This window comes from Ralstonia sp. 110700041-2 (genome assembly GCF_056280165.1).
This window is the reverse complement of sequence record NZ_JBSFAI010000007.1, coordinates 251416-267409: the sequence shown is the minus strand read 5'-3', so window position 1 is coordinate 267409 and position 15994 is coordinate 251416. Positions and strand designations below refer to the sequence as shown.

Below are 15994 nucleotides of genomic sequence, written 5' to 3'. Positions count from 1 at the left end.
ATCCGCCTGGCCAGACCGGGCTGGCTAGATCAGGCTTGGCTGCACCAGCGTCTCCAGCGCCAACTTCACCGGCGCAGGCAATCCCACTGAATTGAGTTGTGCAAGCGGTATCCAGCGCCAGTCGTCGCCAAGCGCAGCGGGCGCGGCAATCTCCGCGCGCAGCAGATGCATCTGCAGGCGGAAGTGTGTGAAGGTGTGCGTGAGCGCGCCGGCCATCTCCAAGGTTGAGACCGCGCCATATGCCTGCGCGGCACGACGCACGGTGTCGACATCCAGCGGATGCGCGTCCAGCGCGTTGTCCATCTCGCCCACCAGCGGCAAAGACCACAACCCACCCCAGATACCGCGTTGCGGACGACGCTGCAGCAACACCGCGTCGGCGTGCAGCGCGATGACGAGTGTCGCTGCGCGCTCGGGTATCGCCTTGCGCGGGCGCGGCACGGGTAGCTCCATCACGCGACCGGTGCTGCGCGCTTCGCATAGCGATTCGAGCGGACAGGCGCGTTCGCCGGTCAGGCATGCCGGCTTGCCGCGCGTGCAGACGGTGGCTCCCAGGTCCATCAAACCCTGGGTGTACGGTTGAATGCCTTCGGCCGGCGGCAGCACGGTTTCGGCGATGCGCCACATGGTGTCTTCGACGCGTTTGTCGCCGGGAAAGCCATCGATGCCGAACGCACGTGCAAACACGCGCTTGACGTTGCCATCGAGAATGGCCGCGCGCACGCCGTATGAGAACGCGGCGATGGCCGCGGCGGTCGAGCGGCCGATGCCGGGCAGCGCGACCAACACGTCGGGATCGCGCGGGAAGATGCCGCCGTGTTCTGCCACCACGATTTGCGCGCAGCGATGCAGGTTGCGCGCACGCGTGTAGTAGCCGAGACCGGCCCACGCTGCCATCACGTCGTCTGCCGGCGCAGCGGCCAGCGCCTGCACAGTCGGGAAGCGCTCGATGAAGCGTGCGTAGTAGCCCAGCACCGCGCTCACTTGCGTCTGCTGCAGCATGATCTCGGAGAGCCACGTGCGATACGCATCGCCCGTGTTCTGCCACGGCAGATGGTGACGGCCATGACGCTGCTGCCAGGCGATGACACGCACCGCGAAATCGTCGGGAAGCGAAGGCAAAACGGCAGCAGGTTGCGCGGCGCGGCGCGTGCGGCGAGGGGTGGCGGTCATGCGTGTGATGAAAGAAGCGGCGCGCAGCAGATGCGCGCTGGCGGCGATCCTACCAGAACGAAAAAAGCGCCCGCAGGCGCCCTCTCCGTGAACAACGGTTTGCGTCAGGCCGCGAACGACTGCCGCTCCAGGATCGTTCCAGCCGCGAGAATGCGATCGGTGTACTGCGCGATCGTGCCGCTGCGCTCGTCGAGCGTGTTGAGCAGCGCTTCCAGTTCGGTGATGCGCGCTTCGAGCGTATCGGTGGCCTCGTGAATGCGCTCGATCGAATCGACACGCTTACGCAGTTGTTTCTGGTGATCGCGCACCTGCGCTTCGAGCGGTGTCATGACCGACTTCAGCCAGATCTCGATGTCGCGGTTCATGTCCTGGAAGGTATCCAGCACGCGGCTGGCCACCGTCGAGAACGCGCCGTGCACGAGTTGCGGCTTCGGGCGGGTCAGGAAGCTAAACGCGCCAAAGTGGTTGTGCGCCAGCATCAGCGTTTCTTTCAGATCAGCGTCGTAGCGCGTGCCCAAAAAGCGCAGCGGCGGCGACAGCGTGAAGCCGTGCTCGGCGTTGAACTTCTTGTACATGCCATCAACCATCTGGTGCAGTTGGTCAATGCGATTCGCTGCATCGCGCACCAGGCCGGTCAGGTGGCCGAACAGCTTGTCCATGTCGTCGCGCAGGCCGCGCGAGAACACGCGCTCCTTCATCTTCTCGCGCGCCTCGCGCATGGTCGAGCGGATCTGCTTGAGCTGTACGCTCTTGATGATCTCTGCGCTGTGGCGGCCGAACACCGTGCGCAGCGCTTGGAACTTGGCGATGCTCTGCTCGAACTCCTCCTTCTCGCCCTGCACGCGCATCAGCATGTGCTTGACCATCGTGTGGTTCTTGCCGCGCAGGCCGCGCAGCTCGAACAACTGCTCGACGATATCGCGGCGGCGCATCTGCAGCAGTTGCTGCGCACCGGTGGCCATATCCTTCACCGCCAGTTGCACTTGCTCGGTGACGATCTCGCGACGCTGCGGAATCAGCTGATCCGACAGCACCGACTCCAGCTCCAGCAGCCGGCTCTTGGCCAGCAGCTCATGGTCATGGCTGACCTTGGCCACCAGGCCCTTCTGCGCCGACACCGGATACACGCGCTCGACATCGATATCGAGCACCTGCGCCGTCGTCATGATCTGACGACTGACTTCGTTCTCGACTTCCTCTTCGGACTTGAGCGGATCCCACAGGCCATCGACCTTGTTGAGCACCGCGATGCAGCCCTTGCGTTGGCCACCACCGACGTGCGAGCGCCACAACTCCAGGTCGCTCTTGGTCACGCCGGCGTCCGCTGCCAGCACGAACACCACGACATGTGCATCTGGAATCAGCCGCAGTGTCAGTTCCGGCTCGGTGCCGATGGCGTTCAAGCCCGGCGTATCCAGGATCACCAGCCCCTGCTTGAGCATCGGGTGCGGGAAATTGATGATCGCGTGACGCCACTTCGACACTTCGACCGTGCCGGCGGCATCCACCGAGAACGCGGCGTCGGGATCGGCGTCGTTATAGAGCCCCAGTTGTTCGGCTTCTTCCTTGGGCACGCGCACGGTTTCCACCACGTGGCGGAACGCTTCGAGCATGCCCTCGGGCGACGACGGGTCGAGAGGGACCGACAGCCAGTGGCTGCCCGCATCGCGAAAATCGGCCGTCGATGCGTCGTGCAGACGCGTCTCGATCGGCAGCAGGCGGATCGACGGCGGATAGCTTTCGTCGTACATCAGCTCAGTCGGACACATCGTGGTCCGGCCCGCCGACGATGGCAGGATGCGCCGGCCGAAATCCGCAAAGAAGATCGCGTTGATCAGTTCACTCTTGCCGCGCGAGAACTCGGCAATGAAGGCGACCTTGAGCTTGTCGCTGCGCAGGACGCCGCGGATTCGCTGCGCGCGCATGTCAGCTTGCGCGTCGTACAGCTCCTGGGCTTGCAGCCAGTCCTGGAATTCCCCCACCGATTGCAGTACCGAAGCGCGCCAGGCGCTGTACTGCTCGAACTGTGTGCTCAGTGTGTTGTTCATCATTCTGTCTTATTGTGTGCGCGACCCGACCGCGAAAAATGCGCGCGCCCCTCGACATCGCTGTTACCGCCCAATTACGGCACAGAAATGCACAAATTTAGGTGGAACGATACAGTGAACCGCCACCTTCCGGGCGAACTTTCCGCAAGGTTCCCCAGCCCCGGCGGGTAAGTGTTGCGGGATGCCATCGGCGGCCCCACACCCCACTTCAAAAACCTTGCGAAATGGCGGCCAGATCGCTCCAGCGCCACGTTCCCAGGCGGCTTTCGATGCCTTTCGCAGGCCGATCAGCGCTGGCAGGTCGGGCAATAGAACGTGGAGCGCTGGCCCTGCACGATCTGGCGGATCGGAGTGCCGCACGCGCGGCACGGCAGACCGGCGCGGTCGTACACGAAGGCTTCAAGCTGGAAGTAGCCGCTTTGTCCGTCCGAGCCGACAAAGTCGCGCAGCGTGCTGCCCCCACGCGCGATGGCATCGGCCAAGGTGGCACGAATGGCATCGGCCAACGCCGCATAGCGTGGCCGGCTGATGCGGCCCGCCGCCGTAGTCGGCCGGATACCGGCGCGAAACAGGCTCTCCGAACAATAGATATTGCCCACGCCGACCACGATGTCGCCCGCCAGCAGCGCCGACTTGATGGCCACCCGGCGCCCGCGCGTGCGGGCAAACATCCAGTCGCCGTCGAATCGCGCGTCGAACGGCTCGATGCCGAGGTTGCGCAGCAGCGGGTGTTCGGCCAAGCCGGCTTCATCGCCTGCATGCCAAAGCACGGCACCAAACCGGCGCGGGTCGCGATAGCGCAGTGTGACGTGTACGCCAGTTGCGCCGGCGAGTTCGATATCGACGTGATCGTGCAGGCCTGGCGGCACGGGCGTTTCCAGCACGCGCAAGGTGCCCGTCATACCAAGATGGATGAGCAGCCAGCCCCCCACAGTATCGGCGGCGCGGCCGGACTGCTCCACCTCGGGCACGCATTCGATGAGCAGGTATTTGCCCCGGCGCAGCAGACGCGTAACGGTCAGGCCAGCGAGCAACTCCGGCAGCGCCGGATCGACGGGCCAGCGCAAGCCGTGATGGCGCACCACGGCGCGCACGATACGTCGCCCAGTAATATGCGGTAGCAAGCCCAGGCGAGTGACCTCGACCTCCGGCAACTCAGGCATCGAACCTCCATCCCATGTGCTGCTCCAACTTTTTTTACGATGCGGACGATTGTAGCGGTCAGGCTACAATGCTCTGACCCCCTATCCGGAGCTTCGAGACCATGCCTCACGCCCTCTCCCGTTCGCCTGCGACGCAACGCCCGCGGCGATTCCTGCGCAGCCGAACGGCCCTGCTGGCCGCGCTGGTGGCGGGAGGGCTGACGAGCTTGCCGGCGTGGTCGTCGCAGTCGGTGGCTGGCGCCCCGCTCATTGCCCAGGCTGCGCAGGAAGGCGGCACGGGCGGCCGCGCAGCCATCCAGATTGAACGCTCGCGCCCACGCCCCGGCCTGCTGAGGTCCGAGCGCACCGATTTGCCGCGCGTCGCGCTCACTGAAGACATCATGTACCGCGTGCTGGCCTCGGAAGTGTCGCTGCAGCGCGGGCTGGTCGAACCGGCATACCGAACCTACCTCGGGCTCGCGCAAGACACACGCGACCCCCGCTTTGCCCAGCGCGCCACCGAGATCGCGTTTCTTACGCGCTCCCCCGCGCAAGCGCTGGCCGCCACGCGCCTGTGGGTAGAACTGTCGCCGACGTCCATGCCGGCACGCCAAGTGCAGCAGCTCCTGCTGGTGGCAACGGGCCAGTGGTCGGAAGTCGAACCGATGCTGCAGGCGCAGTTGAACAAGGTCTCGCCTGGCCAGCGTGCCGATGCCCTGCTGCAATTGCAGCAGCAGATGTCCAAGAGCAGCGATCCGGCGGGTGCCGTAGGCGCACTGCAGCGCATCGCCTCGCACGACATGCAGCGCCCCGAAACGCACCTGGCCTTGGCCCGCGCGAAGGTCGCCGCCAAGGACACCGCCGGCGCACTGACGGAACTGGACACCGCGCTCAAGCTGCGTCCCGGGTATGAAGACGCCGCCATCCTCGCCGCCGAACTGCGTGCCGACAGCGACCCCGATGCCGCCATCACTGGCCTGCGCAGCTTCCTGAAAGCCGCGCCAGCGTCCATCGACGGCCACTTGGCGCTCGCCCGCATGTACCTCGTGCGCAATCAGCAGGACAAGGCGCGCGCTGAATTCGAAACGCTCAAGAAGATCGCGCCCAACGATGCGCGCATCACGCTTGCCCTGGGCCTGCTGAATTTGCAGCAGCGCCAGTACGACGACGCCGAGCGTTACCTGAAGGAATACGTCACGGCCACCGCCAAGTCGCCCACCCTGAGCCCAGAACCCGGCTACCAGGGCCTCGCCCAGTTGGCCGAGGAGAAGCGAGACTACGCCGGCGCGCTCGGCTGGGTCGACAAGATCACCGGTTCGGCCAATGGCGACACCGATGGCCAGACCGCGCTGGCAGCCGGCATCAAGCGCGGCCAGTTGCTCGGCAAGCTGCGCCGTATCGACGAGGCGCAACAGACCTTCGATGAACTCGTCGCCGATTCCGAAGACGTGCCCGATGGCCCGCGCCGCCAGGCCCTGATGGACGGCATCCGCCAGGCCGAAATCGGCATGCTGATGGACGCCAAGGCCTACGGCCGCGCCCGCGCCCGCGTCAATGAGCTGCTCAAGAACGATCCGGATAACGTCGAGTATTCGTACCAACTGGCGATGCTCGAAGAGCACGACGGCCACTACGACAACATGGAGACGCTGCTGCGCAAGGTGATCGACCTGCGTCCCGGCCAGGCCATCGGCTACAACGCGCTCGGCTACTCGCTGGCCGATCGCAGCGTGCGCCTGCAGGAGGCGCAGGAGCTACTGGAGAAAGCCGTGTCGCTGGCGCCGGACGATCCCTACATCGCCGACAGCCTCGGCTGGGTCAAGTACCGTCGCGGCGATCTGCCCGCCGCCACTGACATCCTGCGCAAGGCGTGGGCTACCGCCCCGCAAGCCGAAATCGGTGCGCACCTGGGCGAAGTGCTGTGGCAATCGGGCAAGCAGGACGACGCACGCCAGATCTGGACCGAAGCGTCCAAGCTCGACGTAAACGACACCACGCTGCGCGACACGCTGCGCCGCTTCGGCCAGCCGGTGCCCAATGTTCCCGTGAGTACAAATTGATGGCAATGCGGTTCGCGCACGCGCTTGGCGCGCTGATGCTCGGCGCTGGCTGCGCGCTGTTCAGCGGCTGCGCAAGCTTGCGGCCAGCCAACGATCTCTTCGCTGGCACACAAGACGCCGATACCAACATCACGCGTTATCAAGGTCGCTTCTCGGCCCGTTACACGCAAAACAACGCCGAGCAAAGCGCCGTCGGCAGCTTCCTGTGGCGCGAGCGCGGACCCGACGTGCAGCTTGAGTTGATGTCGCCGCTGGGCCAGACGCTTGCCATCGTCAGCCAAAGCAACCAGGGCGCCACGCTCGAACTGCCGAACCAGCCGCCTCGCCGCGCCCCCGAGGTCGACACGCTGATGCAGGATGCGCTCGGCTTTTCGCTGCCGGTCTCCGGCTTGCGCGACTGGCTGCGCGCCCGCCCCGCGCCCGGCACACCGGCACGCGTGGCACGCGATGCGCAATCGCGCCCCGAAACCATCGAGCAGAACGGCTGGACTGTCCACTACGTCGCCTGGACTGACGACGGCAACAACACCGATGGTGCCAAGGTCGGCATCCGCCGGCTCGATCTTGATCGCCCGCAGGGCACCAACGGCCCGCTCTCGGTGCGGCTCGTGCTCGACCAGTAACGCCTCGCTTCGCCATGTCTTCCGCCCCCGTCGAGCTGCGTGATTGCCCCGCGCCTGCCAAGCTCAATCTCTTCCTGCATGTAGTCGGCCGCCGGCCCGATGGCTACCACCTGCTGCAAACCGTCTTCCAGTTGATCGACTGGAGCGACACGCTGCATTTCGCGCGCCGCCCCGACCGCCGCCTCGTGCGCACCACCGACATCCTCGGCGTGCCCGCCGATGACGACCTTGTGATCCGCGCCGCGCGCCTGCTGCAAGCGGAAACCGGCTGCACCTACGGCGTCGACATCGCCATCGAGAAACGCCTGCCGATGGGCGGAGGCCTTGGTGGTGGCTCGTCTGATGCCGCCACCACGCTGCTCGCGCTCAATCGCCTTTGGGGCCTTGATCTGCCGCGCGCGCAACTGATGAAGATCGGCCTCAAGCTCGGCGCCGACGTGCCCTTCTTTGTATTCGGCCAGAACGCCTTCGCCGAGGGGATCGGCGAAAAACTCACGCCCATCACGCTGCCGCCGGCTGCGTTCGTGGTGATTCACCCACGCGTGCATGTGCCCACCCCTGCAATTTTTTCAGATGAAGGGTTGACACGCGATACGCCACTCACCATAATTACGGACTTTCCTGACCAACAAATTGTTTTCGCTTACGGTCGCAACGATCTACAAGCGGTGGCGGAAAGGAAATACGGCGAAATCGCCCGAGCACTTGTCTGGCTGCGTCAGTTCAGCCCTCTGGCAAGAATGACCGGATCCGGCGCCTGCGTATTTGCTCCGTTCGACAACGTTGAGCATGCGCAAGCGGTGGCGGATCAGGTGCCTTCCGAATGGGAAGGTCGGTGTGCGGCAGGTCTGACGCATCACCCGCTCGCAAGATTTGCTGTGTAAAGTTTGCTGTTATCGCTTCTGCAATGGAGGCGGTAACCGATAGGTTGTGTAGGGGCGTCGCCAAGCTGGTTAAGGCACCGGATTTTGATTCCGGCATGCGTAGGTTCGAATCCTTCCGCCCCTGCCATTTTCTTCCTCATATTTCCAGCAATAGCCCGGTTGGTGTTAACTGACCGGCGCGTCTGAAGTCGAAAAACAGGTGCCCCGATGAGCAGCGAAGGCTTGATGGTTTTTACCGGCAACGCCAACCCGAAACTCGCCGAAGCTGTCGTCAAGCACCTAGGCATTCCGCTAGGCAAGGCCCTCGTCGGCCGATTCTCCGATGGTGAAGTCCAGGTCGAGATCCAGGAAAACGTGCGCGGCAAGCACGTATTCATCCTGCAATCCACCTGCGCCCCGACCAACGACAACCTGATGGAATTGATGGTGATGGTCGATGCGCTCAAGCGTGCGTCTGCCCGCCGCATCACGGCCGCCATCCCCTACTTCGGCTATGCCCGACAGGACCGTCGCCCGCGTTCGGCGCGTGTGGCGATCACGGCCAAGGTCGTGGCCAACATGCTAGAGGTCGCCGGCGTCGAACGCGTGCTGACAATGGACCTCCACGCCGACCAGATCCAAGGCTTCTTCGATATCCCGGTCGACAACATCTACGCGTCGCCGATCCTGCTCGAAGACCTGCGCAAGAAGAACTACGAAGACCTGCTGGTGGTATCGCCCGACGTCGGCGGTGTCGTGCGTGCACGTGCACTGGCCAAGCAACTCGGCGTGGATCTGGCGATCATCGACAAGCGTCGCCCGAAAGCCAACGTCGCCGAGGTGATGAACATCATCGGTGAAGTCGACGGCCGCAACTGCGTGATCATGGACGACATGATCGACACCGGCGGCACGCTGTGCAAAGCCGCGCAGGTACTCAAGGAACGCGGTGCCAAGCAAGTGTTCTCGTATTGCACGCACCCGGTGCTGTCGGGTGGTGCGGCCGCCCGCATTGCAGACTCGGCGCTCGACGAAGTGGTCGTGACCGATACCATCCCGCTGCGCGAAGACGCCATCAAGTGCGGCAAGATCCGCCAACTCTCGACCGCGCCGCTGCTGGCCGAGACCTTCACCCGCATCGTGCGCGGTGATTCGATCATGTCGCTGTTTGCTGAATAATTCGGCACCCGAGCGGCTTACTGTTATAATTCAAGGCTTTACTGCAGAAAACGTCGGTTAGACGGCTCTTCTGCGGTGTCTGCGGGGCGCAATATGGCGCTCCGTTCACCAGACGGCTTGGTCGCGAGTCGTCTTTTTCGTTTGGAGCAATCATGAAAGTTGTCGCTTTCGAGCGTAGCGTTCAGGGCACTGGTGCGAGCCGCCGCCTGCGCAATTCCGGCAAGACCCCGGCCATCATTTACGGCGCTGGCGCCGAGCCGAAGCTGATCGAACTCGATCACAACGCGCTGTACCACGCGCTGAAGAAGGAAGCCTTCCACTCGTCGATCCTCGACATCGAAGTGGCTGGCAAGGTTGAAAAGGCGCTGCTGCGTGACTTCCAACTGCACCCGTTCAAGCAACTGGTTCTGCACGTCGACTTCCAACGCGTGTCGGCCAAGGAAAAGATCCACGTCAAGGTGCCGCTGCACTTCCTGAACCAGGAAACCGCACCGGGCGTGAAGCTGGGCCACGGCATCGTGAACCACATCCTGAACGACGTCGAAGTGTCGTGCCTGCCGGCCGACCTGCCGGAGTTCATCGAAGTGGATCTGGGTACGCTGGAAATCGGCCAGACCCTGCACATCGCTGACCTCAAGCTGCCGAAGGGCGTGACCATCCTCACCCACGGTGGCGATGAGAACCCGGCTGTTGCCAACATCAGCGTGCCGGCTGGCGAGAAGTCCGCTGCCGCCGAAGAAGGCGCTGCAGCTGCAGGCGAAGACAAGCCGGCAGCCTAAGTTGCCGCACCTCGCACTTCGGTGCGAGCGAAAAAAGCCCGCCGAGCCTGTCTCGCCGGGCTTTTTTTCTGCCTGAGCGGCCCGAGCCGCCCCGTCTCCAGGCTGTAGAAAGCAGCTATGCTTGTACGATCAAGGGGCGCTTCCTGCACCTGACACTGATACGAATCGCATGATCAAACTCATCGTCGGCCTCGGCAATCCGGGCGCCGAATATGCGGCGACACGACACAACGCCGGCTTCTGGCTGGTCGACCAACTCGCGCGCATGGGCAACGTGACGCTGCGCAACGAGACGCGCTTCCACGGCTATGCAGCCCGCGCCAACCTTTGGGGCAACGAGGTGTGGCTGCTCCAGCCGCAAACCTTCATGAACCGCTCCGGCTTGGCCACCGTGGCGCTGGCACGCTTCTACAAGGTGATGCCCGATGAAATCCTGGTCGTGCATGACGAATTGGATTTGCCGCCCGGCACCGTCAAGCTCAAGCTCGGTGGCGGATCCGGTGGCCACAACGGCCTGAAGGACATTGCCGCACATCTGACCACGCAACAGTTCTGGCGGCTGCGCCTTGGCATCGGCCATCCGCGCAACCTGTTGCCGCCGGGCACGGCAGCGTCCGGTCAGCATGACGTCGCCAACTTCGTGCTCAAAGCGCCTCGCAAGGAAGAACAGGACCTCATCGACCGCGCCATCGACCAGAGCCTCGATGCGCTGCCTGAGCTGATTGCCGGCAATGCCGAGAAAGCGATGATGCGCCTGCACACCGCACGCTGATCCGCCAACACTGAGGACACCGCCATGACACCGTTCGCCATACTGACCTCACGCCCCGCCGTGCTGGCGGGTCTGGCGCTCGGACTTGCAGCCAGCCTGCCGGTGCACGCACAGGTGTATCGCTGCAGCGAGAACGGCCAGACGACCTATTCCGACCATCCGTGCGGTACGCGTGCGAAGCCCGTGCCGCTGATCGACAACACGCCCAGCGCCGCCGACCAGAAGGCTGCCCGCGAACGCGCCAGCGCCGAAGCCGCCGAAGTGCAGCAGATGGAAACCGCGCGCCGCAAAGCGCAGGCTGCGGAAGACGCCCGCCAGGCCCAGATGGCCGCGCAGGCTGCCGAACAGGCGCGCCGCGAGCAACGGCAGAAAGTGGTGGTTGCGCAGGAGGGCGTTCGCTACTGCCATCGCGTCTACGTTGGGCCGCTGCCCTACCCGCAACCTTATCCGACACCGATGCCGGTGATCCGCCAGCCTCCCGCGCCGGCTGCTGGCGCACTTCGCCAACCCGGCAATGGCCCGAAGCCGTTCGCGCAAGCACCTGTGGCGCCCACACCGATCGTGCCGCGCCCCCCGCATCCGCATTACCCGTACTACCGCATCGTCTGCGAGCCCGGCTATGCCTACGAAGGGCCGGAAGATCTGCTGCCGATCCAGTAGGCGCACCGCCAACAAGACGGTAGGCACCAATGAAAAGAGACGGCCAGAGCCGTCTCTTTTTTGTGTGCTCACGCCGCGCGTGGTGGTGCGGAGGTGAGCTGGGTGTACTTCTGCATCAACTGATCGTGCGTTTCCTCATGGGCCGGGTCCTTGGGGATGCAGTCCACCGGACAGACCTGCTGGCACTGAGGCTCGTCAAAGTGGCCGACGCATTCGGTACATTTGCCCGGGTCGATCACGTAGATTTCCGGGCCCATCGAAATCGCGCCGTTGGGGCACTCTGGCTCGCATACGTCGCAATTGATGCACTCATCGGTAATCATGAGCGCCATGATGCCTTCCTTGAAATGGCCGGCGAGCCAGCGCTCGCCAAAGCGTCATTTTATTCCGATTTGCCCGACCCTTCCGTCTTGCCGGTCTTTTCCTTGAGCCATTTTTCGACCGACGGGAACACGAACTTGCTGACGTCACCGCCGAGCACGGCGATTTCGCGGACGAACGTACCGGAGATGAACTGGTACTGATCCGACGGCGTGAGGAACATGGTTTCCACATCCGGCAGCAGGTAGCGGTTCATGCCGGCCATCTGGAATTCGTACTCGAAGTCCGACACGGCACGCAGGCCCCGCACAATGACGCGCGCGCCGTTTTTGCGCACGAAATCTTTCAAGAGACCGGAAAACCCTTCGACCCGCACGTTGGGGTAATGGCCGAGCACTTCACGGGCGATCTCGATGCGCTCTTCCAGCGCGAAGAACGGCCGCTTGTTGGGGCTCTGCGCCACCCCGACGATCAGCTCGTCGAAGATGTTGGACGCACGCCGCACGAGGTCTTCGTGGCCGCGCGTGAACGGATCGAAAGTGCCGGGATAAACCGCGATCACCATGGTTCCTCCACCAAGGGGAAAAGAGCATCCGTAAGCGTCGGCGTGGGACATGGCCGCGCCGGTACTGCATTCGGACACCGTTGCGTTATCGAGCGCGGCAGGTCCCGAGCCTGCCGCCTGTGCCGCCGATATCGATCGAGCGCACCCGCATTGCAGGTGCCGCCCGATGCTCATGCATCGGCTGCGAGCGGCGTAGTTTAACCGTTTTTGCGGAGCAGCAAATGTGCATGCACCGCACCGGCGCGCAGGTGTTTGTGGAGCACCAGGTCAGCCGGTAGCCCGATGCCGGCGGCCGGCTCGCCACCATGTGAATCAGCACTCACATCCGCCAGCTGCTGCGCCGCTTCAACGTAGATCACGCCGCCGGGCTTGACCACCCGGGCCGCGGCTTCCAGCGCGCGTAACGTCCAGTCCTGTGCAAACGGCGGATCGATGAACACGGCATCGAGCGCCGCATCGGGCTGGCGAGCGAGCCAGGCAAAGGCGTCGCCCGATACGATGTCGACCATGCGTGCGCCCAGCTTGTCGCGGATGGCGTGCAACGCGCGCACAGCCTGGGCGTGGTTTTCCACGAGCGTCACGTGCGCGGCGCCGCGCGAAGCCGCCTCAAAGCCGAGCGCCCCGGTGCCGGCAAAGATGTCGGCGCAGCGCCAGCCGGTCAGGTCATGACCAAGCCAGTTGAAGACGGTTTCGCGGACGCGGTCGCTGGTCGGGCGCAGGCCGTCGGCGTCGATCACCGGGAGCGGCGTGCGCTTGTATTGCCCGCCGATGATGCGCACCTGCTGAGGTGCGCGCGCATGCGACGTGGCGGTCTTGGCCTTGGGGCCTTTGGAGCTGGGGGTACGAGGTGCCATGGGCGCGATTTTAGGGGCTGTTGCCCCATAAAACGAGCGCAAACAAAAACCGGCGGGAAATGCCGCCGGTTTTTCGGATAAAGACCCCGTGCGTCAATTCGCGGCGGCCTTCTCCGGACCGCCCACAACGATCGTCGCCATGGTCTGCGGCTGCAGCGCGCGCTGGAATGCCGTACGCACCTGGTCACGCGTGACAGCCGCGATGCGCTGCGTCCAGGTATCCAGGTAGTCGAGCGGCAGGTTGTACCAGCCGATGTTGGCCACGTTGTCCAGCAGCTTGCGGTTGCTGTCCAGGCGCAGCGGGAAGCCGTTGACGAGGTTGTCCTTGGCCGCCTTTAGCTCCACGTCGGTCGGGCCATCGGCGACGAACTTGGCAACGGTGTCACGCACCACGCCCAGCGCCTCCTCGGTCTGGTCCTTGCGCGTCTGCAGTGCCAGTTCGAACGGACCGGGCTGCGCGGCGGGCGCGAAGTAGCTGCCGATGCTGTACGTCAGGCCGCGCTTCTCGCGCACTTCGTTCGTCAGCCGCGCACTGAAACCGCCTCCACCGAGCACGTAGTTGCCGACCAGCAGCGGGAAGTAATCCTTGTCGCCACGCGCGATGCCCGGTTGCCCGAGGATGATGGTCGCCTGCTGCGCCGGATGCGGAATGCGGATCGTCTCCGCCTTGGCCAGCGGCATCTTCACGTCAGGCAGCGCCGGCGGCGTGGCGCCATCAGCTGGCAGGCCGCGCGTGATCTGCTCGGCGATGGCCTCGGCTTCCTGGCGGCTGATCGCGCCGATCAGCGTCACCACGGCACGCTTAGCCGTGTAGTTGGCCTGGTAGTAGCGCACGATGTCGTCGCGCGTGATGCTCTCCACCGTTTCCGGCGCAGCGGTCTGCCCGTACGGATGCGTGCCGTAGATGGCCTTGCCGAATGCGCGCTCGGCGAGCACCGACGGTTTGGTCAACGATTCGCGGATCGCAGCCACCAGGCGCTGCTTGTCGCGCGCGAGGACGGCGTCCGGAAAGGTCGGCGCTGAAATGATCTGCGTCATCAGCGCGATGGCCGGGCCGCGCTCAACGGGGTCGGACAGCGTGCGCAGGCGCAGGCTCGTGCGGTCACCACCGGCACCGCCGCCAAAGCTCGCGCCCACATCGGCGAACGCGTCGGCAATCGCCGCTTCATCGCGGGCGGGCGCGTTGCCCTGCGCCGCGACGCCCTTGTCGAGCATGCCCGCTGTGAGGGAGGCCAGGCCCACCTTGGCAGCCGGCTCATAGCGCGAACCCGCATCCACGTCGAGGTTGATGTCCAGCATCGGAATCGACGGGCTTGGTACGAAGTACACGCGCGCGCCAGTGGTCGCCGTCCAGTGTTCGATGGGCAGCGCGGCCAGGGCACTCTGGGCCGCCGCTGCAACAATGGCGACCAGCGCCGTCTTGAGGGTCAGAGACATGGCGCGCATCAACGCAGCCCTCCTTCATCGCGCATGCCGGGAACGGGCTTGCGCGCCGGTTTGTTGGGATCGATCGGTTGCGGCAGCAGCGTGGCGACGACGAGGTTGTCTTCGCTGAAGTACGTCTGCGCCACGTGCTGGATCTGCGCCGACGTCACGCCCTTGATCTTCTCAAGCTGGCGATCGATGGAGCGCCACGACAGGCCGCTCATCTCGTTCATGCCGATCTCCATGCCCTGCCCGAAAACCGAGTCGCGCTTGTAGATCTGCGCGGCCACAACCTGTGCCTTCACGCGCTTCAGTTCGGCATCGGTCACGCCTTCCTTGGCGATGCGCTCGATCTGCCCGCGCAGCGCCTGTTCGATCTCGGCGGTGGTGTGGCCGTCGGCGGGCGTACCGTCCATCAGGAAAATCGACGGACCGCGGTTCAGACCGTCGTAGCCGGCGTTGACATCGTCGGCGATGCGCTTTTCGCCCTTGACGAGCTGGCTCGGCAGGCGCGCGTTGTCATAGCCATCGAGCACGGCCGACAGGACTTCCAGCGCATACGGATCGACGTCTTTTTCCACATCGCTCAGGCGCGGCACCTTGTAGGCCAGCACAACGTACGGATTCTCGGCCGGCGCCTTCACCCAGATGCGCTTCACGCCGATCTGCTTGGGCTCCTCCTGCGCATAGCGGCGCGGCAGTGCATGCGGCTTGAGCTTGCCGTAGGTGCGCTGCGCGAGGCGGAAGACTTCGTCGGGTTTCACATCGCCCGCGACGATCACGGTGACGTTGTTGGGCGTGTACCAGGCGTGGTACCAGTTCTGGGCGTCCTGCACCGTCATCGTGTCGAGGTCTCCCGGCCAGCCGATGGTCGGGTTGCGGTACGGCGCGGCATTGAACAGCGTGGCGAGCATCTGCTCATAGACAGTGGAACGGGCGGAGTCGTCGATGCGCATGCGGCGCTCTTCCTTCACCACGTTCATCTCCGGCTTGAACTCCTTGTCGGTCAGCTGGAGATGGGCCATGCGATCGGCTTCAAGCCCCATCAGATCGGCCAGGTGCGATTTTTCGATCTGCTGGAAGTACATCGTGAAGTCGCGCGTGGTCATGGCGTTTTCACGGCCACCCAAGGCAGCCACGCGGCGGGAGAACTCGCCCGGGCCAACTGCCTTGGTGCCCTTGAACATCATGTGCTCAAGCATGTGGGCGACACCCGTGGTGCCGTTGTGCTCGTCGATGCTGCCGGCGTGATACCAGACCATGTGCGCCACGGTGGGGGCGCGGTGGTCTTCCTTGACGATCAACTGCAGCCCGTTGGGCAGCTTGTATTCGTGCGTGTCGGACTGGCTGGCACCTACTTTGGCACTGCTGGCTGTGGCCACCGGACGGCCCGGTGCAGCGGCCAGCTCCTGCGCGCCAACATGGCCGGCCAGCAGGCCCGCCGCCAAGGCCATCGCGGCCAATTGCCAGACGCGCGACCGGGCCCGGTTTGAAACGATTCGCATGGAAGAGCGCATAAGGGCTGTCTGA

At 64.5% G+C, this 15994-nt stretch carries 15 protein-coding genes and 1 tRNA gene; 8 read left to right on the top strand and 8 right to left on the bottom strand.

Features of this window, described 5'->3' with window-relative positions; all coding sequences use genetic code 11:
- Positions 1-24 precede the first annotated feature (24 nt).
- The 3 genes from mutY to mutM form a co-directional block, all read right to left on the bottom strand.
- Positions 25-1173 (bottom strand): A/G-specific adenine glycosylase, encoded by a 1149-nt coding sequence (mutY, locus tag ACUXH0_RS13005; protein ID WP_137910759.1) that lies wholly within the window; start codon positions 1171-1173, stop codon positions 25-27.
- A gap of 104 nt (positions 1174-1277) precedes the next feature.
- Positions 1278-3221 (bottom strand): dynamin-like GTPase family protein, encoded by a 1944-nt coding sequence (locus ACUXH0_RS13000; RefSeq protein WP_004633404.1) that lies wholly within the window; start codon positions 3219-3221, stop codon positions 1278-1280.
- Between the two features lie 287 nt (positions 3222-3508).
- Positions 3509-4384, bottom strand: a complete 876-nt coding sequence (mutM, locus tag ACUXH0_RS12995) for a bifunctional DNA-formamidopyrimidine glycosylase/DNA-(apurinic or apyrimidinic site) lyase (RefSeq protein ID WP_004633406.1) — start codon at positions 4382-4384, stop codon at positions 3509-3511.
- Positions 4385-4485: 101 nt separating this feature from the next.
- Here mutM and ACUXH0_RS12990 point away from each other — a divergent pair, with 101 nt between their 5' ends.
- The 8 genes from ACUXH0_RS12990 to ACUXH0_RS12955 all read left to right on the top strand — a co-directional run bounded on the left by ACUXH0_RS12990 (position 4486) and on the right by ACUXH0_RS12955 (position 11299).
- On the top strand, positions 4486-6423 hold the full coding sequence (locus ACUXH0_RS12990; RefSeq protein ID WP_024973689.1) for a tetratricopeptide repeat protein: 1938 nt from the start codon (positions 4486-4488) through the stop codon (positions 6421-6423).
- Complete coding sequence (gene lolB / locus ACUXH0_RS12985) at positions 6423-7046, top strand: lipoprotein insertase outer membrane protein LolB (protein ID WP_004633409.1); 624 nt, start codon at positions 6423-6425, stop codon at positions 7044-7046. The genes ACUXH0_RS12990 and lolB overlap by 1 nt, the downstream gene beginning before the upstream one ends.
- Before the next feature lie 14 nt (positions 7047-7060).
- A complete protein-coding gene (gene ispE / locus ACUXH0_RS12980) occupies positions 7061-7930 on the top strand; it encodes a 4-(cytidine 5'-diphospho)-2-C-methyl-D-erythritol kinase (protein ID WP_009239186.1) in 870 nt (289 codons plus the stop codon).
- A gap of 50 nt (positions 7931-7980) precedes the next feature.
- Positions 7981-8057: transfer RNA gene (locus ACUXH0_RS12975), tRNA-Gln, on the top strand.
- An 80-nt stretch (positions 8058-8137) separates the two neighbouring features.
- The gene (locus ACUXH0_RS12970) at positions 8138-9088 is read left to right on the top strand and encodes a ribose-phosphate pyrophosphokinase (RefSeq protein WP_004633415.1); all 951 of its coding nucleotides are present in this window, start codon (positions 8138-8140) and stop codon (positions 9086-9088) included.
- 152 nt (positions 9089-9240) lie between these two features.
- The gene (locus tag ACUXH0_RS12965; protein WP_004633417.1) at positions 9241-9867 is read left to right on the top strand and encodes a 50S ribosomal protein L25/general stress protein Ctc; all 627 of its coding nucleotides are present in this window, start codon (positions 9241-9243) and stop codon (positions 9865-9867) included.
- 169 nt (positions 9868-10036) lie between these two features.
- The gene (gene pth / locus ACUXH0_RS12960; protein WP_137910757.1) at positions 10037-10639 is read left to right on the top strand and encodes an aminoacyl-tRNA hydrolase; all 603 of its coding nucleotides are present in this window, start codon (positions 10037-10039) and stop codon (positions 10637-10639) included.
- Between the two features lie 24 nt (positions 10640-10663).
- On the top strand, positions 10664-11299 hold the full coding sequence (locus tag ACUXH0_RS12955; RefSeq protein ID WP_137910756.1) for a DUF4124 domain-containing protein: 636 nt from the start codon (positions 10664-10666) through the stop codon (positions 11297-11299).
- Positions 11300-11367: 68 nt separating this feature from the next.
- Here ACUXH0_RS12955 and ACUXH0_RS12950 read toward each other — a convergent pair whose 3' ends face one another.
- The 5 genes from ACUXH0_RS12950 to ACUXH0_RS12930 form a co-directional block, all read right to left on the bottom strand.
- Positions 11368-11631, bottom strand: a complete 264-nt coding sequence (locus tag ACUXH0_RS12950) for a YfhL family 4Fe-4S dicluster ferredoxin (RefSeq protein WP_009239188.1) — start codon at positions 11629-11631, stop codon at positions 11368-11370.
- Positions 11632-11681: 50 nt separating this feature from the next.
- The gene (gene coaD, locus ACUXH0_RS12945; RefSeq protein WP_004633426.1) at positions 11682-12185 is read right to left on the bottom strand and encodes a pantetheine-phosphate adenylyltransferase; all 504 of its coding nucleotides are present in this window, start codon (positions 12183-12185) and stop codon (positions 11682-11684) included.
- Between the two features lie 197 nt (positions 12186-12382).
- Positions 12383-13039, bottom strand: a complete 657-nt coding sequence (rsmD, locus tag ACUXH0_RS12940) for a 16S rRNA (guanine(966)-N(2))-methyltransferase RsmD (RefSeq protein ID WP_009239189.1) — start codon at positions 13037-13039, stop codon at positions 12383-12385.
- 93 nt (positions 13040-13132) lie between these two features.
- A complete protein-coding gene (locus ACUXH0_RS12935) occupies positions 13133-14485 on the bottom strand; it encodes a M16 family metallopeptidase (protein ID WP_004633430.1) in 1353 nt (450 codons plus the stop codon).
- Positions 14485-15981: a M16 family metallopeptidase gene (locus tag ACUXH0_RS12930; RefSeq protein ID WP_171013290.1), complete on the bottom strand. Its 1497-nt coding sequence runs from the start codon at positions 15979-15981 to the stop codon at positions 14485-14487. The genes ACUXH0_RS12935 and ACUXH0_RS12930 overlap by 1 nt, the downstream gene beginning before the upstream one ends.
- Between the last annotated feature and the right edge of the window lie 13 nt (positions 15982-15994).